This window comes from Streptomyces sp. NPDC090108 (genome assembly GCF_044747185.1).
In the GTDB taxonomy this organism is placed as follows: Bacteria; Actinomycetota; Actinomycetes; order Streptomycetales; family Streptomycetaceae; genus Streptomyces.
The window spans coordinates 138389-159988 of sequence record NZ_JBIVDQ010000009.1 but is presented as its reverse complement, the minus strand read 5'-3'; the positions used below and the strand labels follow the sequence as shown (position 1 = coordinate 159988).

The following is a 21600-nucleotide window of genomic DNA, read 5'->3' as shown; positions in this document are numbered from 1 at the left end:
GGGGTGCCCCTCATCCTCACGTCAGGGCCCCGTACTACTGGGGTCTGACGCGAAGACGGCTCTGAGGTCTGACGACCGCGGTGGCCCCGGTCACTACCGTCGACGTCGTGACTGTGATCGCGACCGAAAGCCTGAGCAAGCGGTACCCCCGGGTGACCGCGCTCGACCGGCTGTCCGTGGACATCGGAGCCGGTGTGACCGGACTCGTCGGAGCCAACGGCGCCGGCAAGTCCACCCTGATCAAGATCCTGCTGGGTCTGTCCCCCGCCACCGAGGGCCGCGCCGAGGTGCTCGGCCTCGACGTGGCGACCGAGGGCGCCGCCATCCGCGAGCGCGTCGGCTACATGCCGGAGCACGACTGCCTGCCGCCCGACGTCTCGGCCACCGAGTTCGTCGTGCACATGGCCCGCATGTCCGGCCTGCCGCCCGCCGCCGCCCGTGAGCGCACCGCCGACACCCTGCGCCACGTCGGTCTGTACGAGGAGCGCTACCGCCCCATCGGCGGCTACTCCACCGGCATGAAGCAGCGGGTCAAGCTCGCCCAGGCCCTGGTGCACGACCCGCGGCTGGTCTTCCTGGACGAGCCGACCAACGGTCTCGACCCGGTCGGCCGCGACGAGATGCTCGGCCTGATCCGCCGCATCCACACCGACTTCGGCATCTCGGTCCTGGTCACCTCCCATCTGCTGGGCGAGCTGGAGCGCACCTGCGACCACGTCGTGGTCGTGGACGGCGGCAAGCTGCTGCGCTCCAGCTCCACCACCGACTTCACGCAGACCACGACCACCCTCGCCATCGAGGTCACCGACAGCGACGAGCACCCCGACGGCACCGGCGCGGTCCGCGAGGCGCTGCGGGCGCGCGGCGTGGACACCCACGGCGACGGGGACGGCCTGCCCGGCGCGGGCCACATCCTGCTGCTGACGGCCACCGGCGACGAGACGTACGACCTGGTGCGCGACGTCGTCGCCGACCTGGGACTCGGCCTGGTGCGCATGGAACAGCGCCGGCACCGCATCTCCGAGGTGTTCACCAGCAGCGACGAGCAGCGCAAGGAGGCCGTCGGCCATGGCGGTTGAGCAGCCCCTCCAGCCGGCGGCGACCCCGGCCGGCGACCAGACCCGCATCCACGACATCGGCTACCGCGGTTACGACGGACCGCGCCTCGGCCGCGCCTACGCCCGCCGCTCGCTGTACTCGCAGTCCCTGCGCGGTGCCTACGGTCTCGGCCGCTCGGTGAAGTCCAAGGTGCTGCCGATGCTGCTGTTCGTGGTGATGTGCGTGCCCGCCGCCATCGTGGTCGCGGTCGCCGTCTTCACCAAGGCGCACGAGCTCCAGATGTCCCACGCCTTCACCCGCTACGCGATCATCATGCAGGCCGTGATCAGCCTGTACGTCGCCTCGCAGGCACCCCAGGCGGTCTCGCGCGACCTGCGCTTCAAGACCGTACCGCTGTACTTCTCGCGGCCCATCGAGACCGCCGACTACGTCCTGGCGAAGTTCGCGGCGCTCGCGTCCGCGCTGTTCATCCTCACCGGCGCCCCGCTCGTCGTGCTCTACCTGGGCTCGCTGCTGGCCAAGATGGGGTTCGCCCACCAGACCCGGCAGTTCGGGGAGGGACTGGTGTCGGTGGCCCTGCTGTCGCTGCTGTTCGCCGGCATCGGCCTGGTCATCGCGGCCGTCACCCCGCGCCGCGGGTTCGGCATCGCCGCCGTGATCGCGGTGCTGACGATCTCCTACGGCGCGGTCTCCACCCTCCAGGGCATCTCCGACCTGCACGGACGCACCGGTGCGGAGCCCTGGATCGGCCTGTTCTCGCCCGTCACGCTGATCGACGGCGTGCAGTCCTCCCTCCTCGGCGGCAGCTCCTCCTTCCCCGGCGGGAACGGCCCCTCCACCGGGCAGGGAGTGGTGTACGTCCTCGTCGTCCTCGGCCTGATCGCCGCGGCGTACGGCCTGCTGCTGCGCCGCTACAAGAAGGCCGGCCTGTGACCGCCCACCCGTCGCCCACCACCACCCTTCCCAGGAACGGGCCGCGCCCATGACCACTCTTTCCATCGACCACGTCTCCCGCTGGTTCGGCAACGTGGTCGCCGTCAACGACGTCACCATGACCATCGGTCCCGGTGTCACCGGCCTGCTCGGCCCCAACGGCGCCGGGAAGTCCACCCTCATCAACATGATGGGCGGATTCCTCGCCCCCTCCACCGGCACGGTCACCCTCGACGGCGCCCCGGTGTGGCGCAACGAGGAGATCTACCGGCACATCGGCGTCGTCCCCGAGCGTGAGGCGATGTACGACTTCCTCACCGGCCACGAGTTCGTCCTCGCCAACGCCGAACTGCACGGTCTCGGCGCGAAGGCGGCCGCGCGGGCCCTGGCCACCGTCGAGATGGAGTACGCGCAGGACCGGCAGATCTCCACCTACTCCAAGGGCATGCGCCAGCGCGTGAAGATGGCGAGCGCCCTGGTGCACGACCCGTCGCTGCTCCTGCTCGACGAGCCCTTCAACGGCATGGACCCGCGCCAGCGCATGCAGCTCATGGACCTGCTGCGGCGCATGGGCGACGAGGGCCGCACGGTGCTGTTCTCCTCGCACATCCTCGAGGAGGTCGAGCAGCTCGCCCGGCACATCGAGGTGATCGTCGCCGGACGGCACGCGGCCAGCGGTGACTTCCGCAGGATCCGGCGGCTGATGACGGACCGCCCGCACCGCTATCTCGTGCGCTCCAGCGACGACCGCGCCCTCGCGGCCGCGCTGATCGCCGACCCCTCGACGTCCGGCATCGAGGTCGACCACGCCGAGGGCGCGCTGCGCGTCCAGGCCGTCGACTTCGGCCGCTTCACCGCTCTGCTGCCGAAGGTCGCCCGTGACCACGGCATCCGGCTCCTCACGGTCTCGCCGTCCGACGAGTCCCTCGAGTCCGTGTTCTCGTATCTGGTCGCGGCGTAGGAGGCCGAAGATGTACGACCCCACCGTCGCCCGGCTCACCTACCGAGCCCTGCTCGGCCGTCGCCGTGCGCTCATCCTCGGCGCGCTGCCGATGCTGCTCATCGTCATCGCCGTCGCCGTACGTGCCCTGTCGGGCGCCGACGACCAGACGGCCTCCGACGTCCTCAGCGGTCTGGCGATCGCCACCATGGTCCCGATCGTCGGTGTCATCGCGGGCACCGGCGCGATCGGCCCGGAGATCGACGACGGCTCCGTCGTCTACCTGCTGTCCAAGCCGCTGAAGCGGCCCACGATCATCTTCACCAAGCTGATCGTGGCCATCGCGGTCACCATGGTGTTCTCCGCGCTGCCGACCCTGATCGCCGGCCTGATCCTCAACGGCAACGGGCAGCAGATCGCCGTCGCCTACACGATCGCCGCGCTGGTGTCCTCCATCGCCTACTCCGCGCTGTTCCTGCTGCTGGGCACGGTGTCGCGGCACGCGGTGGTCTTCGGGCTGGTCTACGCGCTGGTCTGGGAGGCGCTCTTCGGCTCGCTGGTGCCCGGCGCGCGCACGCTGAGCGTCCAGCAGTGGTCGCTCGCGGTCGCCCACAAGGTCGCCGGCGGGGACCTGGTGACCTCCGACGTCAGCCTGACGACCGCCACCGTGCTGCTGATCGCGGTCACCGTGCTGGCCACCTGGTACGCCGGGCAGAAGCTGCGCGCGCTGACGCTGGCGGGCGAGGAGTAGGCCCGCTGTCCTGACGCCGCCGCCCGGGCGCGCGGCGGCCGGTTCGGTGGCGTTCCGTCCCGGTGGGCCGGGCACATCGGTGGTGCCCCACCCGCCGGGACGGACCGGCGTCACCCCGGCTGTGCGGCCGCCCGCTGCTCGGCGATCTTGTCCAGCTCGCGCATGGCCTCCGCGTGAGCGCTCATCCGCCTGCTCACCACCCCCGTGGTGAGCAGAGCGGCGCCCGCGGCCGACACCGGGACCGACAGGCCGAGCACGAGGAGCGCCTCGGGCCAGTCGCGTTCGTCCGCGCAGTAGTCGCCCCTGAAGACACCCTCGTTGGCGGTGCCGCGGTCCGTGAACAGACGCGCCTCGCACTTCTCCGGGTACCGGTCGCCGGGCTCACGGTCGGCCTCGTACGGCGTGAGCAGCAGTACGGCGCACCAGGTCCACAGCAGACCCGCGACGCCCAGCAGGACGATGCCCCAGGTGCGTATGCGGGCGGAGCTGTCGCGGAAGTCGAGGTCGTAGTCGCGTGAGCGCATGGGCGCCGAATCTAGCAGCGCCCCGCGTCGTACGGCCCTGGACCGCGGGCCCGGGCTGACCCGGAAGGCAGGCTGAGCCCGGACCGCGGGCCCGGCCCGATCCGGAAGACGGGCGCTAGCCCAGCAGGCGCTCCAGCACCGCCGCGATGCCGTCGTCCTCGTTCGACGCCGTCACCTCGTCCGCCACCGCGCGCAGGTCGTCGTGGGCGTTGGCCATGGCCACGCCGTGGGCGGACCAGGCGAACATGGGGATGTCGTTGGGCATGTCGCCGAAGGCGATGGTGCCCGCGGCCTTCGCGCCCAGGCGGCGGGCCGCCAGGGAGAGACCGGTGGCCTTGGTCAGGCCGAGCGGCAGCAGTTCCACGATGCCCGCGCCCGCCATCACGGCGGTGACGAAGCCGCCCGCGACGCGCTGGGCCACCTCGGTCAGCTCGTCGTCGCTCAGCGTCGGGTGCTGGATGTAGATCTTGTTGAGCGGCGCGGACCAGAGGTCGGCGGCGTCGGTGAGCGGGATCGCCGGCAGATGACCGGCGGGCGCGTAGCCGGGGCCCACCAGCACGTCCCCGTCCAGGCCGTCGCGGCTCGCCGCGAGGTGCAGCGGGCCGACCTCCGCCTCGATCTTCGCGAGGGCGACGCCCGCGAGCTGCCGGTCCAGGGTGACGGACGTGAGCAGGCGGCGCTGCCCGGCGTCGTAGATCTGGGAGCCCTGGCCGCACACGGCGAGGCCCTCGTAACCGAGGTCCTCGAGGATGTGCACGGTCCAGGGGACCGAGCGGCCGGTGACGACGAGGTGCGCGGCGCCCGCCGCGGTGGCCGCGGCGAGCGCGTCACGGGTACGCCCCGAGACCGACCCGTCGCCGCGCAGGAGCGTGCCGTCGAGGTCGGTGGCGATCAGCTGGTACGGGAACCCGGCGGCGGAGGACTCGGTGCTCACTTGGCGACCGGCTCCAGGACCTCCCGGCCGCCGAGGTACGGACGCAGCACCTCGGGAACGTACACGGAGCCGTCGGCGCGCTGGTGGTTCTCCAGGATCGCCACGATGGTGCGCGGTACGGCGCACAGGGTGCCGTTGAGCGTCGCCAGCGGCTTGACCTGCTTGCCGTCGCGGACGCGGATCGACAGGCGGCGGGACTGGAACTCGGTGCAGTCCGAGGTCGAGGTCAGCTCGCGGTACTTGCCCTGGGTCGGGATCCACGCCTCGCAGTCGTACTTACGGGCGGCCGAGGCGCCGAGGTCGCCGGTGGCGACGTCGATGACGCGGAACGGCAGCTCCAGCGAGGTCAGCCACTGCTTCTCCCACTCCAGCAGGCGCTTGTGCTCGGCCTGCGAGTCCTCCGGAGCGACGTACGAGAACATCTCGACCTTGTCGAACTGGTGGACGCGGAAGATGCCGCGGGTGTCCTTGCCGTGCGAGCCGGCCTCGCGGCGGAAGCACGGGGAGAAACCGGCGTAGCGCAGCGGCAGCCGGTCGGCGTCGATGATCTCGTCCATGTGGTACGCCGCGAGCGGGACCTCGGAGGTGCCGACCAGGTAGAGGTCGTCCTTGGCGAGGTGGTAGACGTCCTCGGCCGCCTGGCTGAGGAAGCCGGTGCCGGCCATGGACTGCGGGCGGACCAGCGCGGGGGTCAGCATCGGCGTGAAGCCGGCCTCGGTGGCCTGCGCGATCGCCGCGTTCACCAGGGCCAGCTCCAGCAGGGCGCCGACACCGGTGAGGAAGTAGAAGCGGGAGCCGGAGACCTTGGCGCCGCGCTCGACGTCGATCGCGCCGAGGATGTGGCCCAGTTCCAGGTGGTCCTTGGGCTCGAAGCCCTCGGCGCCGAAGTCGCGGATCGTGCCGTGCGTCTCCAGCGTGACGAAGTCCTCCTCGCCGCCGACGGGGACGTCGGGGTAGACGAGGTTGCCGAGGCGGAGCAGCAGCTGCTGGGTCTCGCCGTCGGCCTCGTCGCGCTCGGCCTCGGCGGCCTTGACGTCGGCCTTCAGCTGCTCGGCACGGCCCAGCAGCTCGGCGCGCTCCTCGGGAGTGGCCTTGGGGATCAGCTTGCCGAGCTGCTTCTGCTCGGCTCGCAGCTCGTCGAAGCGGACGCCGGACGACCTGCGCCGCTCGTCGGCAGAGAGGAGGGCGTCGACGAGCGCGACGTCCTCTCCACGGGCGCGCTGGGACGCGCGCACACGGTCGGGGTCCTCACGGAGCAGGCGAAGGTCAATCACGGGGCCAAGGCTACCGGTGCGAGCTCGCGGGCCACGACTCACTATTGAGGCTCGCGTCTTACATGGCGCTATGCGGCCATTGCGCAGCGTGCCGGACGAGCGCCGGACGAGCACATGGGCGAGTGCGGGGGCGGATGCAGGGGCGGGTGATGTCAGCCGTGGCGCACGGGATCCGCGGCGTGCCGGACGCACGGCGGGCGAACGGCGGACGGCGGACGAGCGGCGGATCCGCCGCGGATCCGCGACATCCGCGGCGGATGTACGGCGGACGCGTGGCCGGCGCATCGTGCCGGGCGGGTCAATAAAGGCCGTTCATTACCTGGAACGGGGCAGCGGCCGGACCCCCCGTTGACCGGACTCCCTTGTGGGGCGGGGGACTTGGGGGTGCCGTTGTCCACAGGAATCCACACCCTGGGCAAAGTTATCCACAGGCTGTGTGGAAACTCTGTGGATTTCGGAATTGATCACTCCGGAACTGTCGCTCTTGCCGAGGAATTCTCGCTCCAGCGTGCCATGACGCCCACTTTCGGATGGAAAGGGGTCGCCCCAAAAGATGAACCAAAGGAAACGGGTGGACGAAGGGTGATGTGCGCGCCGGTGACCTCTCTTGGGACCTGAAGGGCGATTTGTCGACCGTGCGGCACGTTCTTATCGACTTGTCCCCAGGTCGAGAAGCTGACCTGTGGATAACTTCTGTGGACAACGAAGATACGCAGGTACTACCGGCGCGAGCGCGACGACAGGGCCTAGGGGGCGTCTCCCCGATCTTCGTGGGTCCTCGACGTCCGGCACGGCACCTCGCCGCACGGCCGAACCGCCCACGTACGCCCAGTACGAGGGCGGTCCGGCCGCACGCCGAGGCACCGCACCGGACGCCGCGGCCTGTTCCACGAAGATCGAAGAGACGCCCCCTAGAACCGGCCGTCCTGGCAGCGCGCCACCCAGTCGGACGCGGCCGAGAACTCCGCGTCGGACGTCCCGGGCAGGATCGGCCGGCCCTCGCCCGGCCTGATGTCGGCGCGCGGATAGGAGCCGAGGAATCGCACCTGGAGACAGATCCGCTTCAGCCCCATCAGGGCCTCGGCCATCCGGCGGTCGGAGATGTGCCCCTCGGCGTCGATGCAGAAGCAGTAATTGCCGATCCCCGCGCCGGTCGGACGGGACTGGAGCAGCATCAGGTTGATCCCCCGGCCGGCGAACTCGCCGAGCAGGTCCTGCAGCGCGCCGGGGTGGTCGTCCCGCTGCCAGAGCACCACCGAGGTCTTGTCGGCGCCGGTCGGCGCGGCGGGCCGGGCGGGGCGGCCGACCAGCACGAACCGGGTCTGCGCGTTCTCCGCGTCGTGGATCCCGGTCTCCAGGGGCACCAGGCCGTACCGTGCGGCGGCGAACTCGCCCGCGAAGGCGGCGTCGTAGCGGCCCTCCTGGACCAGGCGCGCGGCGTCCGCGTTGGAGGCGGCCGACTCCCAGAGGGCGTCGGGGAGGTTCTTCCTGAGCCAGTTGCGCACCTGCGGCTGGGCGGCCGGGTGCGCGGAGACCGTCTTGATGTCCGTGAGCTCGGTGCCCGGGCGGACCAGCAGCGCGAAGGTGATCGACAGCAGCACCTCGCGGTAGATCATCAGCGGCTCGCCCGCGACCAGCTCGTCCAGGGTGGTGGTGATGCCGCCCTCGACGGAGTTCTCGATCGGCACGAACGCGGCCTCGGCCTCACCCGTGCGGACGGCGTCCAGCGCCGACTGCACCGACACGTACGGGATGAGCTCCCGTGTGGCCGACTCGGGAAGCGTGCGCAGGGCGACTTCGGTGAAGGTGCCTTCGGGACCGAGATAGGCATAGCTCGCTGGCATGTCCTCACCCTAATGGCCGCACCGGAACCCGGCTTCTCCGTCTCACGAGAGCCACCCGTCCGGGTGGTTTCGACCCCGGAACCTCACCCGGACGGCCCAGTGGACGGCCCGATTTCCCCTCCGTCCACGTGGGAAGCTCCCATCCGTATGCGCCGGAAGCTCTCCTCCGTAGGCCCCGGAAGCTCCACCCCGTACGCCCCGGAACCTCACCCCTCCAGCAGCCGCTGCCCCACGTACTCCCCCTCGGCCGCCCCGCCCGGCACGGCGAACAGGCCGCTCGCCTCGTGCCGGAGGTACCGCGACAGCGCGTCGCCCCGGTCGAGCTTGCGCTGCACGGGCACGAAGCCGCGCAGCGGGTCCGCCTGCCAGCAGACGAACAGCAGCCCCGCGTCGGGCACGCCGTCCGCGTCGAAGCCGTCGTGGAAGGAGAAGGGGCGCCGCAGCATGGCCGCGCCGCCGTTCTGGTCGGGCCGGCTGATCCGGGCGTGGGCGTTGAGCGGGACGACGTACTCGCCCTTGGCGTCGGCCTTCTCCAGGTCCATCGGCGTGGTCTCGGCGCCCCCGGACAGCGGGGCCCCGTCGGCCTTGCGGCGCCCGACGACCGCCTCCTGCGCGGGGAGCGACAGCTTCTCCCAGTCGTCGAGGAGCATGCGGATACGGCGTACGACGGCGTAGGAGCCGCCGGCCATCCACGCGGGCTGCCCGTCGCCGGGCACGAAGATCCGCCGGTCGAAGTCGGGCTCGGCCGGCTTGGGGTTGCGGGTGCCGTCGAGCTGCCCCATGAGGTTGCGGGCCGTCATGGGGTGGGCGGTGGCGCCCGGGGAGCGGTTGAACCCGTTCATCTGCCAGCGCACACGGGCCGCGCCGCCCGTCTCCTTCTGGATCGCGCGCAGCGCGTGGAAGGCGACCAGGGCGTCGTCGGCGCCGATCTGCACCCACAGGTCGCCGTCGCTGCGCGCCTTGTCGAGGCGGTCGGCGGAGAAGTCGGGCAGCGGGTCCAGCGCGGCCGGGCGCTGCTTGTCCAGGCCGGTCCTCGCGAAGAAGCTGTGGCCGAAGCCGAAGGTGACCGTCAGCGAGGAGGGGCCGGAGTCGCGCGCCACGCCGGTGTCGCCGTGCGGGGCGGCCTCGCCCGCCATCAGCCGCTCGGCGGCCGCCGACCAGCGGCGCAGCAGAGCGGCCGCCTCCTTGCGGCCCGCTCCGGGCATCAGGTCGAAGGCGGCGAGGTGGCCGCGTGCCTGGAGTCCCTCGGTGATGCCGGGCTGATGTTTCCCGTGAAACATCGCCCGCCCGGAACCGACCGAGGTGAGCGGGGTCGCCTGCGCGGGCGCGGCGGTGTAGCCCACGGCTCCGCCCGCCGCGCCGAGGACGAGCCCGGTGGCCCCGGCGGTGCCGAGCAGCGCGCGCCGGGAGACGCCCCGGCCGCCGCCGGAACCGGGCTCGCGCGCCTCGGACCCGGGAGTGCGGGCCTGGGTGATGGACTGGTCGGGCATGGTGTCGTTCAGCCGATCTGCGTGTTCTTGGAGACGGTCACCTGGTCGATGTCGGAGGTCCGCACGGTCGCGGCGATCTTCCAGTCGCCGGCCACGGGGATCTGCACGCCGTCCGCGGCCCAGTGGCCCGTGGTGATGTGGTCGGGGTTCACGGTGAGCGGCCCGATCCGCTTCGCCTCCAGGGTGAAGGCGATCTTCACCTCGGGGATGTCGAAGGCGCGCCCGTTGGGCCGCTGCACGTAGACGTGCATCTCGTTGCCGCCCACGCGTGCGGGGTCGATGTCGATGCGGACCAGGCCCTTGCCGTCGGTGCCACCGGTGTCGAAGGACATGTCCAGGGTCACCGCCCCGGACGAGGACGACGACGCCGAGGAACTGGGGGAGGGGGCGGCGGCCCTGGCGTCCTGTTCGGTACGGCCCGGTTCGGTCTGGGTCAGCATGGTGGTGACGGCGAGCAGGACGACCGCGACGCCCGCCTCGGCGAGCACCGAGCGGCGCAGCCCGGAGCGGTTCGGATCGCCGTCCCTGAGCCGCTTGTCCCGGGCGGCGTCCACCGCGGCCCGCTGCCGGGCGAGCTGCGCGGCGCGCTCACCGTCCTCCGCGCGCTCACCGTCCCTGGTGCGGTCACCTGTCGTGGTCGTCGTCGCGGTCGTGGTTCCGGTCGGGCTCTCGGTTCCGGTTCCGGCGCTGTCGGCGGCCTCGGCACCGGCCTGGACGGACCGCACGCCGCCTGCGGCGGCCGCACCGACCGCGGCCCCGGCCCCGGCTCCGGCCTCAGCTCCGGCTCCGACCTCCGACTCGGCTCCGACCTCGGCCTCGGCTCCGGCCTCGGCTCCGGTTTCCGCCGGGTCCGTGAGGCGTGCCGTCCACCGCCGTGAGATCCAGGCGACGCCGACCAGCACCGCCACCAGGCCGATCTTGACCAGCAGCAGCTGGCCGTACCGGGTCCCGGTGAACGCCGACCAGGAGCCGAGCTGGCGCCAGGACTGGTACGTGCCGGTGGCGACCAGCGCGAGGACCGAGCCGAAGGCGACGCGGGAGAAGCGCCGGACGACCGCGGCCTCGACCGGGGCGTCGGCGGGTGCCCGGTACAGCGCCACGAGCAGGGTGGTCAGGCCGCCGAGCCAGGCGGCGACGGCCAGCAGGTGCACGACGTCGACGGGCATGGCGATGCCCGGCTGGAGTCCGGTGGAGGCGTGTTCGGCCATCGCCCAGCTCGCCGCCAGGCCGGCGGCCACGACCACGCCGCCGATCGAGAGGCCGAAGGTCAGGTCGCGCCGCGCGGCCTGCTCGTCCGCCGCTTCCTCGTCGGTGACCTCCTCGTCCGCGGCTCCCCCGGTCCCGGCCTCCGCGCCCGCGCCGTTCCCGCCCGCGTCGTTCCCGCCCGCGGCGGTCCGCGGGCGCTCGCTGCCGTCGTCCGGGTCGGTGGTGGCCGTCGTCCGGGCGTAGGCGCCGAAGAGGACGGCGATGAAGAGCGCGGCGGCGGCGAGCAGCAGGAGCCGGGAGACCAGCGTGGCACCGGTCTTGGTCTGCAGGACCTGGCCGAGCAGGTCCAGGTCGAAGACGTCGCCGAGCTTCCCGGACCCGGTGTAGGAGCCGCGCAGGAGCAGCAGCCACAGGGTGGCGGCGGTGAGCGTCAGCCAGCCGCCGACCACGAGCCGCTGCACGGCCCGTACGCCCGCGCCGCGCTGCCAGCAGGCCAGCACGAAGGCGGCGCCGCCGGCGAGCACGATGAACCCGGCGTACGACAGGTAGCGCCCGATCCCGTAGAGCGCGCCGACGATCCCGCCGCCGGCCACCGGTCCGGTGCCGGAGACGACGGTCTGCGAGGGCGCCCCGACGGAGAAGGTGTAGGCGCCGGCGACGGGGTGGCTGTCCGCCGAGACGACCTGGTAGGTGACCGTGTAGGTGCCCTTGGCCAGGCCGTCCTTCAGCCGGACGGCGTAGGTCGTCCCGCTCACGTTCACGGGGCTGCCCGTCTGGACCGGCTTGCCCCGGGGGTCGAGGACGCGCAGCGAGCCGTCGTTCAGCGCCACGGTCTCGGAGAAGGTCAGCGACACCTGGGTGGGTGCCTTGGGGACCACCACCCCCTGTGCGGGGTCGCTGCCGGTCAGCGCGGCGTGTGCGGAGGCCGGCCCGGCGCCCGCGAACAGGGCGCCGGTGACGGCGAGCAGCAGCAGCACCAGGGTCCGCAGGCGGGGGGTGATGGTGCGGGTCACGATGGTCCCTCCCTCAGTGGCCGGTCGACGGGTTGTACGTGGCGGACCGCACCGGCATCTCGACGGTGAGGGGGCCGGATTCGGCGAAGGTGAGTCTCACGGTCACCTTCTGGCCCTGCTTCGGCTCGCGTTTCAGCCCGTCGAACATCAGGTGGTTGCCGCCGCTTCTGAACACGAGCCGTCCGTGGGCGGGTATGGCGAAGGAGCTGCGTTCGACCATCGTGCCGCCGGTGGTGCTGTGCATGGTGACCTCGCCGGCGGCGTCGCTGCTGACCGAGGTCAGCTCGTCCTTCTGGCCGCCCTTGTTGCTGATGACGAGGAAGCCCGCGGCCATGTCGGAGACCGGCTGGGGCATGTACGACCCGCTCACGGACAGCTCGGCCTTCGGGGAGCCGGTGCCGCAGCCGGCGAGGACCAGGGCCCCGGCGAGAGCGGCTGCTCCCGCGGCGGCACGGCCCGCGCGGACGGAACGCCTCACGGCCTGGCCCCCTCGACGAGCTTCGGCAGGTCCTTGGTGTAGTCGTCGACCGTGGCGTCCTCGCCGTAGAGGACGTAACCGCCGTCGGTCTTCGGGGAGAAGGCGATGACCTGGGTGCCGTGCACCGAGACGGTCTTGCCGTTCTTGTCCTTCGTCGTCGGTTCGACGGAGATGCCGAGGGAGCGGGCGCCGGCCCGGATGGCGGAGAAGTCACCGGTCAGGCCGATGAACTGCGGGTCGATGCCCTTGAGCCACTTGCCCAGTTCGGCCGGGGTGTCGCGGCCGGGGTCGGTGGTCACGAAGACGACCCTCAGGTCGTCCCGCTCGGCCTTGGGCAGCGACTTCTCGGCGACGGCGATGTTGCTCATGGTCGTCGGGCAGACGTCGGGGCAGTGCGTGTAGCCGAAGTAGACGAGCGTGGGCCGGCCCTTGGTCTCGGCGCGCAGGTCGTACTTCTTGCCGTGGGTGTCGGTGAGGACCAGGTCCGGCTTGGCGAAGGGCTGGTCGAGGACGGTGGCGGCCTTGCCCGAGCCGGTCTCCTGGGAGACCGAGGAGACGGGTGAGGCGGAGTCGTCGCCGCTGCCGCAGGCGGAGAGGGTCGCGGTGGCGGCCGACACGAGCAGTGCGGCCGTCACGAACGTCTTGGTGCGCATGAGGAAATGTCCCAGATGTGTGAACTCCGGTGCGCACCGGGGTCGTCGAGGCGTGTCGGACGGCCCCGGTGCGCACACGGAACGGTGAGGTCAGGCGGTGCGGCGGCGTCCGGCGAGGACGCCGTAGGCGACGCCCGCGACGCCGGTCACGATGCCGACGACGCCGAGCACGCGGGCGGTGGTGTCGCTGCCGCCCTCCGTGTCCGCGGCGGTGGTCCGCTCGGTCGTGGCGCCGTCCTTGTCGCCGGCCTTGCCGTCGCTCTTGTCGGCGGCGTCGTCGGCGGTGGCAGTGCCGTGGTGGTCGTCCGTGGCGGCGGACAGGGTCAGCACCGGTGCCGGGTTCTCGGGCTCCTCCTGGCCCTCCTGCTGGGCCTCGATCCAGCGCACGACCTCCTTGTCGGAGTACGTCTGGAGCGCCTTGAAGACGAGCTGGTCGGTGTCCTCGGGCAGCTGTCCGAGGGAGAGCGGGAACTTCTGGAAGTAGCCGGGCTCGATGCCCTTGCCGTCGGCGGTCCAGGTGACCTTGGTGACGGCCTCGTCGATCTTCTCGCCGTGCATGGTGAGCGGCTTGGCCAGCTTGGAGCGGGTGACCTTCACGCTCCAGCCGGGCACCGGCTGCGGCATGACGGAGGCCAGCGGGTGGTCGGCCGGGAGGTTCACCTCGAGCTTGGTGGTCGAGGCGTCGTCGCGCTCGTTGGGGACCTTGAAGTCGACGACCGCGTAACCGCCCTTGGCGGCGGCGCCCTCGGGCTGGACGGAGACGTGCGCGAAGGCGGGGGCCGACAGCGCGAGCACGGCCACGCCGGCGACGGCGGTGGCGGCGACGACACGGGTGACGACGCGGGACGGGACGCGCGTGGCGATACGAGAAGCCTGCATGACAGGAGCACTCCACTCTGAGTGAGGTCCGTGACGGATGAGGGGTGCGCGCCGTGCGGCGACCGCTCGGCCCGGGCGCACGGGGTGCACGGTGCACAGGTGCGGGGGAGGGGCGGGGCGGGCTTGCCGCGCGGGCGCGCGTGCCGCGTGACGGCGGCCCCTCGGGACCGCTCCCGCCGGGTGGACCGGAACGGGGTGCGGTGGAGGTCGCGTCGCGTCAGGCGGCGAGGAGGAACGCGGCGGCGGGCGGCCCGCGCCGGATCACCGTGTGCTGGAGCGTGATGGTGTGCGGGGCGGGCGCCTCGTCCCGGGCGGTGCGGCGGCCGTGCGGCAGCGGCCCGGTGACGGGCGTCAGACCGGTGCACAGGGCGCGTGTCAGCGTGAGCGCCGCGCGCAGGGACCGTACGAGCGCCCCTTCCGCGAAGCCCTCGGCGACGGAGTGCGCCGACAGTTCGATCAGCCGCAGCACGGCCAGGTCGCCCCGGCGCATCAGCCAGCCGGCGGCGAGGGCCGCCAGGACGTGGCCGAGCAGCATCGGCAGGGACGGCAGCAGGGCCGACGAGGGGCCGGTGACGTCGTAGGCGTGCGGCAGGGCGGGCGCGCCGCCGACGAGCCGGCCCGAGGAGTCGATGAGGTGGGCGTCGAGCAGCAGGCGGTAGGCGTGCCCCGGGGTGATCGCGGAGGGGGAGGCGCCGCACATGAGCCGCGCGGCCTCGGCCACCAGCGCGCCGCCGTGGAGCGAGGTGTCCGCCCCGCCCGCGGCTCCCGCCGTCCCCGCCGTTCCGGTCGCGCCCATCGCTCCCGGACCCATGGAGGCCATGGGGCCCATCAGCACCGTCCGCGTCCACGGGGTGCCCGCGGTCCCGTGCTGGGCCAGCCCGAACAGCGTGTGCAGCGCGGTCTGGCCGAGGGCGAGGAGCGTGGCGATGCCCGGCAGGGAACGGGCGCGGCCGGCGAGCGGTACGACGAGCAGCAGGGTGCCCAGGAAGCCCGCGCCGAGCGTCCACAGGGGCACGTGCGCGCAGGCGGCCAGACTGTGCCCGGCCGCGGCCAGCACGACACAGACCGCGGCGAACACCGCGGCCCGCAGAAGCCGGACCTCGGGTCCGGGGCGCGTCGTGCGCGGCTGGGGGGCAGTCATGGCGGGGCTCATCATCGCACTGCGCCCCCGGGCGTCCTCCGGCAGGATGCGGGATTCCGCCGGACCCGGACGGCGGCGCACGCGCTCGCGGGCCGCCGCCGCCCCGCGTCCCCGGCCCGCTTCCCCCGCCCGGTGGCGCCCCGCGTCCCCGGTCGTGGGCCGGATCCGGCCATGCTGCGGGCCTGTCGCGCTCCTGCCCCGGAGTTGCCCCGGATCTGTCCGGTTCCCGCTGTTCCCGTTCCTGTTCCCGTGCCCGCCCCCGGCCCGGTCCGGGAGCGCTCCGGGCCGGATCCGGCCTGTTCGAGGAGCCGCCGGGCGCGCGTCCCCGGCCGGTCGCGCTCGCCTTTACGGCTGCCCGGCAGCGGCCGGAAGTCGTCCACCCATACACCGATTCGTCCACGGGCGCATCGACCGTATGGGCGGTGTCACGTCGGCGGAGTGCTTACGGGCGGGCACGCGCGGCAATAGGTACTGGTATGTCGAGCCGCGGCCAGGAGGCTGGAGCATGAGCATCTGGTGGTCACTCCATCTGCGCCGCGATGCCGCGAGCGTGCCGCTCGCCCGGCGGTTGCTGGTCGGCACGATGGAGACCGCGGGCGTCGACCCGGACGTCTCCTACGACCTGTCCGTCGCCCTCACCGAGGCCTGCGCGAACGCCGTCGAGCACGGCGGTGACGCGGTGCGCGGCGGCCGGTCCGGGGGATACCGGGTGACGGCGTACCTGGACGGGGAGAAGTGCCGTATCGAGGTGGCCGACTCGGGGCCCGGTCTCGTCCGGGGTCACGAAGCACCCCGGCAGGCCCGCGCGGACGCCGAGCACGGCCGGGGCCTGTGTCTGATCCGGGAGCTCGCCGACCACGTCCACATCGGCGCCAAGCCGGGCCGCGCCGGCACGGTGGTGAGCTTCGACAAGATCCTGAAGTGGACGAAGGACCCCACCCTGCTCACGGCGTGAAGGGGTCCGGGACCGGCGGACGCCGACGGCCGGGCGCGTCGTTCCGCACCCGGCCGTCAGGTCCCGCTCAGCCCTTGAGACTCAGCCCTTGAGACTCAGCCCTTGAGACTCAGCCCTTGAGACTCGGTCCTTGAGACCCGGTTCTTGAGCTCAGCCCTCGATGCTCAGCCCTTGAGGGAGGCCATCCAGGCCTCGACCTCGTCGGAGCTCCGGGGCAGCGCGGCGCTCATGTTCCGGTTGCCGTCCTCGGTGACGAGGATGTCGTCCTCGATGCGGACGCCGATGCCCCGGTACTCCTCCGGGACCGTCAGGTCGTCGGCCTGGAAGTACAGGCCGGGCTCGACGGTGAGGACCATGCCGGGCTCCAGGGTGCCGTCGACGTAGGTCTCGGTCCGCGCCACGGCGCAGTCGTGGACGTCCATGCCGAGCATGTGGCCGGTGCCGTGCAGGGTCCAGCGGCGCTGCAGGCCCAGCTCCAGGACACGCTCGACCGGACCCTCGACGAGGCCCCACTCCACGAGCTTCTCGGTCAGCACGCGCTGGGCGGCGTCGTGGAAGTCGCGGAACTTGGCACCCGGCTGCACGGCCGCGATGCCGGCCTCCTGGGCCTCGTACACGGCGTCGTAGATCTTCTTCTGGACGGCCGTGTACGTGCCGTTCACCGGCATCGTGCGCGTGACGTCGGCCGTGTACAGGGTGTGGGTCTCGACGCCCGCGTCCAGCAGGAGCAGGTCGCCGGAGCGGACCGGGCCGTCGTTGCGGACCCAGTGCAGGGTGCAGGCGTGCGGGCCGGAGGCGCAGATGGAGCCGTAGCCGATGTCGTTGCCCTCCACGCGCGCGCGGAGGAAGAAGGTGCCCTCGATGTAGCGCTCGGAGGTCGCCTCGGCCTTGTCGAGGACCTTCACGACGTCCTCGAAGCCGCGCGCGGTGGAGTCGACGGCCTTCTGCAGCTCGCCGATCTCGAAGGCGTCCTTGACCAGGCGCAGCTCGGAGAGGAAGACGCGCAGCTCCTCGTCGCGCTCGGCGGTGACCTTGTCGGTCAGCGCCGACTCGACACCGGCGTCGTGACCGCGCACGACGCGCACCGGGCCGCCGGCCTCGCGCAGCTTCTCCGTCAGCTCGCGGACGTCGGAGGCCGGGATGCCGTAGAGCGCCTCGGACTCGGTGAGGGAGTGGCGGCGGCCGACCCACAGCTCGCCCTGGCCGGAGAGCCAGAACTCGCCGTTCTCGCGGTCGGAGCGGGGCAGGAGGTAGATCGTCTCCTGGTGGCCGTCCGCGGTGGGCTCCAGGACCAGGACGCCGTCCTCGGTCTGGTTGCCGGTGAGGTACGCGTACTCGGTCGACGCGCGGAAGGCGTACTCGGTGTCGTTCGAGCGGGTCTTCAGGTTGCCCGAGGGGACGACCAGGCGCTCGCCCGGGAAGCGGGCGGACAGCGCGGCGCGGCGGCGCGCGGTCTCGGCGGCCTGCGGGACGGGCTTCAGGTCGCGCAGCTCCGTGTCGGCCCAGCCGGACTGCATGTTCTCGGCCAGCTCGTCGGAGACGCCCGGGTACAGGCCGTTCTTCCGCTGCTTGATGGGCTCCTCGGCCTCGGCCTCCGGGCCCGCCGCGGTAGCGGCTGCGTCCAGGTCGGCCGGGTTGAGCTCGTCGGACACGTGAATCCTCCTCGGTACGGCGTGTGGTCCCCCGGAGGTCCGCGGCGTCACGCCCGCGTGCCGGGCCGGGGACCACCATCATCGTACGGTCGCACCGGAGAGCGACCGGGCCAGGACGTGCTGTTATGCCCGGTCATGCCAGGAGCCCGGGGGCGTGCCCCGGGCTTCAGTCGAAGCGGACCGCGAGCAGGACGACGTCCTCGCCGCCGCCGTTCCCCGGCCGGGCGCCCCCGTCCCGGCGGCCCGTGCGGCCGGGCTCGGCCGCCGGGTCCGGGCCGTCGGGCAGGACCGTGCGCAGCACGTGGTCGGCGACGGCGCCCGGGTCGGCGCGCAGGGCGCGCGGGACGCCCGCGGCGGCCGCGTGCAGCCGCGCGAAGGCACGGTCCATCGGGTCGCCCGTACGGCGCAGCAGCCCGTCGGTGTAGAGCAGGACCGTCTCTCCCGGCTCCGCCTGGATCTCCAGGCTGGGCGCCTCCCAGCAGGCCAGCATGTTGAGCGGCGCGGAGACGGAGGTCTCGGCGAACTCGGTGCGCCGCTCGCCGGTCAGCAGCGGCGGGTTGTGCCCGGCGCCGGCCAGGGTGATCCGGCGCAGGGCGGGCTCGCAGTAGGCGAACAGCGCGGTGGCGCAGCGGGCGGGCTCGGTCAGCCGCAGCAGCAGCTCCAGGTCGGACAGGACGGCGACCGGGTCCTCGCCCTCCATCACGGCGTACGCCCGCAGGGAGGCGCGCAGCCGGCCCATGGCGGCCACCGTGCCGGGGCCGGATCCGGTGACCGAGCCCACGGACAGGCCGAGGGCGGCGTCCGGCAGCGGCAGGGCGTCGTACCAGTCGCCGCCGCCGTCCGGGCCGGTGCGGTGCCGGGCGGCGAGCCGGACGCCGGGCACCCGGGGCAGCCGGGAGGGCAGGAGCTCCTCCGCGACGGCCGCCGCGCACGCGCGCGTGCGCTCCACCTCGGCGAGCAGGGCGATGTGCTCGGCGGCGTGGCGGACGTAGAGCCCGGCCAGGTGGCGGTGGTGCTCGTCGGGCTCGGCGGGCTCGTCGTACAGCCACACGGCGGCGCCGAGCCGGCCGGCGGTCTCGGCGGACAGAGGCAGCGCGTAACTGGCGGCGTAGCCCAGGCGGGCGGCGACCTCGCGGTGGCGGGGGTCGAGGCCGTCCTCGGCGAACAGGTCGGCGTGCACGATCTCGGTGGCGTCCGGCGTGCCGCCGTCGAGGAGGGTGGCGTACGGCAGTGAGCCGCCCGGGACGGTCTCGATGTGCCCGAGGTCGGCGCGGCCGAGGCCGAGGCCGAGGGTGGTGCGGGGGCCCGCTCCGCCGGCGGGGTCCAGGACGGCGAGCCCGCGGCGGGCGCCGACCAGGGCGGAGCCGGCGCGGAGCAGCTCCGTCAGGGCGGCGTCGAGCGTCGTCGTGCGGGCCAGCCGCTCGGTGAGTTCGTGGAGCGTCGTGAGGTCCGAGACCCACCCGGCCAGCCGGTCCTGGAGCAGGGTGCCGGGGGCGGGACCTGCGGGAGCGGCACCGGTGGGGGCACAGGGAGTGGGGTCCGGGGAGGCGGGGGTACCCGGTGTCGTGGAGGGAGCTGTGAGGGATGCGACAGGCGCGACAGTGTGGGCGGGAGGGGGAACCGTTGAATCGATTCCAGCCACTTTCGGAGGGTGGGGGGCGTTCATGGCGTCCGGCTTTCGGACCGGTGCGTATTGCTGAGAAGCATCGCAAACCCCCATGTCATTCTGCGCCGTCGGCAGTGGCTCCACATGTACACGCACTCGTGAGGGGATGTCCAGCATTGTCCTGCGGGGATTCCTGGTGTCCATGAGGCCGAAGTGGATTCCTTCCGAAACCCTTGCCTTACTGTCAAGTTGGCTTGAAACTGACTTAGGGAACGGTTCATTGCGGTCGACTGGCCTCGCTCCACGGAGCGTCACTACGGTCGTGATGGGTACGTACTCGGAGAAGACCAGGGGTGGTCGGGGGACCACCCGGAACCTGGCGGCGGACCCGGGCGTCATAGCCACCGACGGCCGAGCCCCATCCTCCCGTGGCGGAGGCGAAGAGAAATACGCGCGACAGCAAAACGCCAGACTTCGCCACCCCCCGTGCCGCGCCCCTGCTCCTGTCCGACGCACTACGGACGCGGCCCACGCTCGACTCTCTGGGGTTCCCCCTGCCACGCGCTGGGGTGTGATGCGCCATCAGGTACGCACAGTGAAGTGATCGACACATGGTGTGATGTGGTCCTCGGTGTTGCCAGCGGTGCAACGGAAAGGAACGAGCGCTCATGCGCGAGATCCTCGGAAGGCGACGCAGGCTCCTGTCCAGGCGGAACGACGGGAGGCCTGAGCTGATCAGCGCGGCCCTGACCTTCGCGACCGAATGGCAGTGGCCGGTACTCCCGGGTGTGGCCCCGGACCCGCAGGGCCGGGCCGGCTGCGGCTGCCCCGACCCGGAGTGCACGGTCCCCGGCGCGCATCCCTTCGACCCCGGCCTGCTCGCGGCCACCACCGACGAGCGCATGGTGCGCTGGTGGTGGGCCAACCGCCCGAGCGCGCCCGTGATCCTCGCGACCGGAGGCAGGGCCCCGTGCGCGGTCAGCCTCCCGGCGCCCGCCGCGGCCCGCGCGCTGCGGCTGCTCGACGGCCGCGGCATGCGCCTCGGCCCGGTCGTCGCGGCGCCCACCCGCTGGGCCCTGCTCGTCAAGCCGTACACGATGGAGCAGCTGGGCGAACTGCTCTACGCCAAGGACTTCGTGCCCGGCTCCCTGCGCTTCCACGGCGAGGGCGGCTATGTCGCCCTGCCGCCGTCCGGGACGGGCCAGGGCGACGTCCGCTGGGAGCGCGCCCCGCTGCCCGGCTCCGCCTCGCCCTGGGTGCCCGACGTGGAGGCGGTGGTGGACGCCGTGGTCGAGGCCCTCACTCGTACGGGTGTGAGCGCGCCCGAGTTGTAGGGGTGTCGGGGCCGGGCGGGCCCGGATGGCCGTCCGCGCTCGTTATGTTCCGCCCATGCAGCGATTTTCCGGGCGCCACGGCACCCGAGTTTCCGGGCGCCATGTCGCCCGAGGCCCGCGCCGCGGCGGTCTGGGCAGCCCACGGCTGCGTCTGCTCGCGCTCCTGGGCGTGGTGACGGCCGCGGTCGTGCTGCCGCTGACCGCGAACGCGGGACAGGTGGACGGCTCCGCGCGGACCGCGGGGAAGGACGCGCCGCCCGGAGCCCGGGCGTCCGGCCGGGACGACGGCGCGTCCGGCCGGGGCGGCGACGAGACCTGGCAGACCGGTGACGGGGCCGGGCGGGACGCCGACGCGGACTGGCGGGACGGCGGCGCTGTCGCGGGTGGAAGCGGTGCGCGTGAGGGCGGTGAGGGCGGCGCGTCCGGGGCCGGGGGCTCCGGGAAGGCGTCCCCCGCTCCCGGCAGGTCGCCGCTGGTGCTCGGCCTGGGGCTGGCCACCGCCGCCCGCTGCGGGCCCGAACTCTCCTCCCCCGACGGCATCGAGGCGCAGACCTGTGTCATGACGCAGGGCGAGGACACCTGGGCGCGCACCTACTACCGCAACACCACGGGCGACGCCCTGGAGGCCGTGCTGAGCCTGCTGGGTCCGGCCGGCCGGACCGTGCGGACGCACTGCGTCACGGGAGCCGACGACGAGCCCGCCACCTGCGAGACACCCCGCGGCCGCACCATGGGTTCGCCGGGTGACTACACGGCCGTCAGCGAGTTCTCCGCGCAGGGGGCCGGTGGTCCGCTGCTGCTGCGTTCGGGCAGCAACTCGGCCGACGCAGAGGGAAGTTGAAGATCCGCGGTGCGCTGTGCGCCGCCCTGCGGACACGGAAAGGCCCGGTTGCTGGCGACGGGGGATGCACCAGCAACCGGGCTACTCGAACGG

Annotated in this window: 19 protein-coding genes; 7 read left to right on the top strand and 12 right to left on the bottom strand. The window is 72.8% G+C overall.

All coding sequences use genetic code 11. From position 1 onward, the window contains the following. Positions 1-113: 113 nt before the first annotated feature. Genes ACIPRD_RS28920 through ACIPRD_RS28905 form a run of 4 tightly spaced genes read left to right on the top strand, consistent with a single transcriptional unit; the run spans position 114 to position 3683 of the window. The gene (locus ACIPRD_RS28920) at positions 114-1079 is read left to right on the top strand and encodes an ABC transporter ATP-binding protein (protein WP_356402447.1); all 966 of its coding nucleotides are present in this window, start codon (positions 114-116) and stop codon (positions 1077-1079) included. Beyond that, positions 1069-1992: an ABC transporter permease subunit gene (locus ACIPRD_RS28915; protein ID WP_356402189.1), complete on the top strand. Its 924-nt coding sequence runs from the start codon at positions 1069-1071 to the stop codon at positions 1990-1992. Before ACIPRD_RS28920 ends, ACIPRD_RS28915 begins: the two co-directional genes overlap by 11 nt. Before the next feature lie 49 nt (positions 1993-2041). Continuing rightward, positions 2042-2953 carry an ABC transporter ATP-binding protein gene (locus ACIPRD_RS28910; protein WP_356402191.1) on the top strand — a complete coding sequence of 304 codons (912 nt, stop codon included), beginning with the start codon at positions 2042-2044 and terminating at the stop codon, positions 2951-2953. 10 nt (positions 2954-2963) lie between these two features. Then, the gene (locus tag ACIPRD_RS28905; RefSeq protein WP_356402193.1) at positions 2964-3683 is read left to right on the top strand and encodes an ABC transporter permease; all 720 of its coding nucleotides are present in this window, start codon (positions 2964-2966) and stop codon (positions 3681-3683) included. Positions 3684-3793: 110 nt separating this feature from the next. Here ACIPRD_RS28905 and ACIPRD_RS28900 read toward each other — a convergent pair whose 3' ends face one another. From ACIPRD_RS28900 to ACIPRD_RS28855, 10 genes are all read right to left on the bottom strand, one after another. Then, the gene (locus tag ACIPRD_RS28900; RefSeq protein ID WP_401567262.1) at positions 3794-4207 is read right to left on the bottom strand and encodes a hypothetical protein; all 414 of its coding nucleotides are present in this window, start codon (positions 4205-4207) and stop codon (positions 3794-3796) included. Positions 4208-4322: 115 nt separating this feature from the next. Further along, the gene (locus tag ACIPRD_RS28895) at positions 4323-5141 is read right to left on the bottom strand and encodes an HAD family hydrolase (RefSeq protein WP_401567259.1); all 819 of its coding nucleotides are present in this window, start codon (positions 5139-5141) and stop codon (positions 4323-4325) included. Beyond that, positions 5138-6415 (bottom strand): serine--tRNA ligase, encoded by a 1278-nt coding sequence (serS, locus tag ACIPRD_RS28890; protein ID WP_401567258.1) that lies wholly within the window; start codon positions 6413-6415, stop codon positions 5138-5140. Before serS ends, ACIPRD_RS28895 begins: the two co-directional genes overlap by 4 nt. A gap of 911 nt (positions 6416-7326) precedes the next feature. Beyond that, on the bottom strand, positions 7327-8259 hold the full coding sequence (pheA, locus tag ACIPRD_RS28885) for a prephenate dehydratase (protein WP_401567255.1): 933 nt from the start codon (positions 8257-8259) through the stop codon (positions 7327-7329). 206 nt (positions 8260-8465) lie between these two features. Next, a complete protein-coding gene (gene efeB, locus ACIPRD_RS28880; RefSeq protein WP_401567252.1) occupies positions 8466-9749 on the bottom strand; it encodes an iron uptake transporter deferrochelatase/peroxidase subunit in 1284 nt (427 codons plus the stop codon). Positions 9750-9757: 8 nt separating this feature from the next. Beyond that, a complete protein-coding gene (locus ACIPRD_RS28875) occupies positions 9758-11968 on the bottom strand; it encodes a copper resistance CopC/CopD family protein (protein ID WP_401567249.1) in 2211 nt (736 codons plus the stop codon). 13 nt (positions 11969-11981) lie between these two features. Continuing rightward, a complete protein-coding gene (locus ACIPRD_RS28870; RefSeq protein WP_356402208.1) occupies positions 11982-12446 on the bottom strand; it encodes a copper chaperone PCu(A)C in 465 nt (154 codons plus the stop codon). Beyond that, positions 12443-13099 (bottom strand): SCO family protein, encoded by a 657-nt coding sequence (locus tag ACIPRD_RS28865; RefSeq protein ID WP_356402210.1) that lies wholly within the window; start codon positions 13097-13099, stop codon positions 12443-12445. Before ACIPRD_RS28865 ends, ACIPRD_RS28870 begins: the two co-directional genes overlap by 4 nt. A gap of 90 nt (positions 13100-13189) precedes the next feature. Further along, positions 13190-13978: a YcnI family protein gene (locus tag ACIPRD_RS28860; protein WP_401567245.1), complete on the bottom strand. Its 789-nt coding sequence runs from the start codon at positions 13976-13978 to the stop codon at positions 13190-13192. Positions 13979-14195: 217 nt separating this feature from the next. After that, positions 14196-15119, bottom strand: a complete 924-nt coding sequence (locus ACIPRD_RS28855) for a hypothetical protein (protein WP_401567242.1) — start codon at positions 15117-15119, stop codon at positions 14196-14198. 505 nt (positions 15120-15624) lie between these two features. Here ACIPRD_RS28855 and ACIPRD_RS28850 point away from each other — a divergent pair. Then, complete coding sequence (locus ACIPRD_RS28850) at positions 15625-16074, top strand: ATP-binding protein (RefSeq protein ID WP_356402216.1); 450 nt, start codon at positions 15625-15627, stop codon at positions 16072-16074. Positions 16075-16238: 164 nt separating this feature from the next. Here ACIPRD_RS28850 and ACIPRD_RS28845 read toward each other — a convergent pair whose 3' ends face one another. After that, positions 16239-17726: an aminopeptidase P family protein gene (locus ACIPRD_RS28845; RefSeq protein ID WP_401567240.1), complete on the bottom strand. Its 1488-nt coding sequence runs from the start codon at positions 17724-17726 to the stop codon at positions 16239-16241. A 166-nt stretch (positions 17727-17892) separates the two neighbouring features. Further along, positions 17893-19509, bottom strand: coding sequence for a SpoIIE family protein phosphatase (locus tag ACIPRD_RS28840; protein WP_401567510.1), 1617 nt, complete (start codon positions 19507-19509; stop codon positions 17893-17895). A 491-nt stretch (positions 19510-20000) separates the two neighbouring features. Here ACIPRD_RS28840 and ACIPRD_RS28835 point away from each other — a divergent pair, with 491 nt between their 5' ends. Together ACIPRD_RS28835 and ACIPRD_RS28830 are read left to right on the top strand one after the other, a co-directional pair. Further along, positions 20001-20666: a bifunctional DNA primase/polymerase gene (locus ACIPRD_RS28835; RefSeq protein WP_356402219.1), complete on the top strand. Its 666-nt coding sequence runs from the start codon at positions 20001-20003 to the stop codon at positions 20664-20666. 55 nt (positions 20667-20721) lie between these two features. Further along, positions 20722-21507, top strand: a complete 786-nt coding sequence (locus ACIPRD_RS28830) for a hypothetical protein (RefSeq protein ID WP_401567238.1) — start codon at positions 20722-20724, stop codon at positions 21505-21507. The last annotated feature ends 93 nt before the right edge of the window (positions 21508-21600 follow it).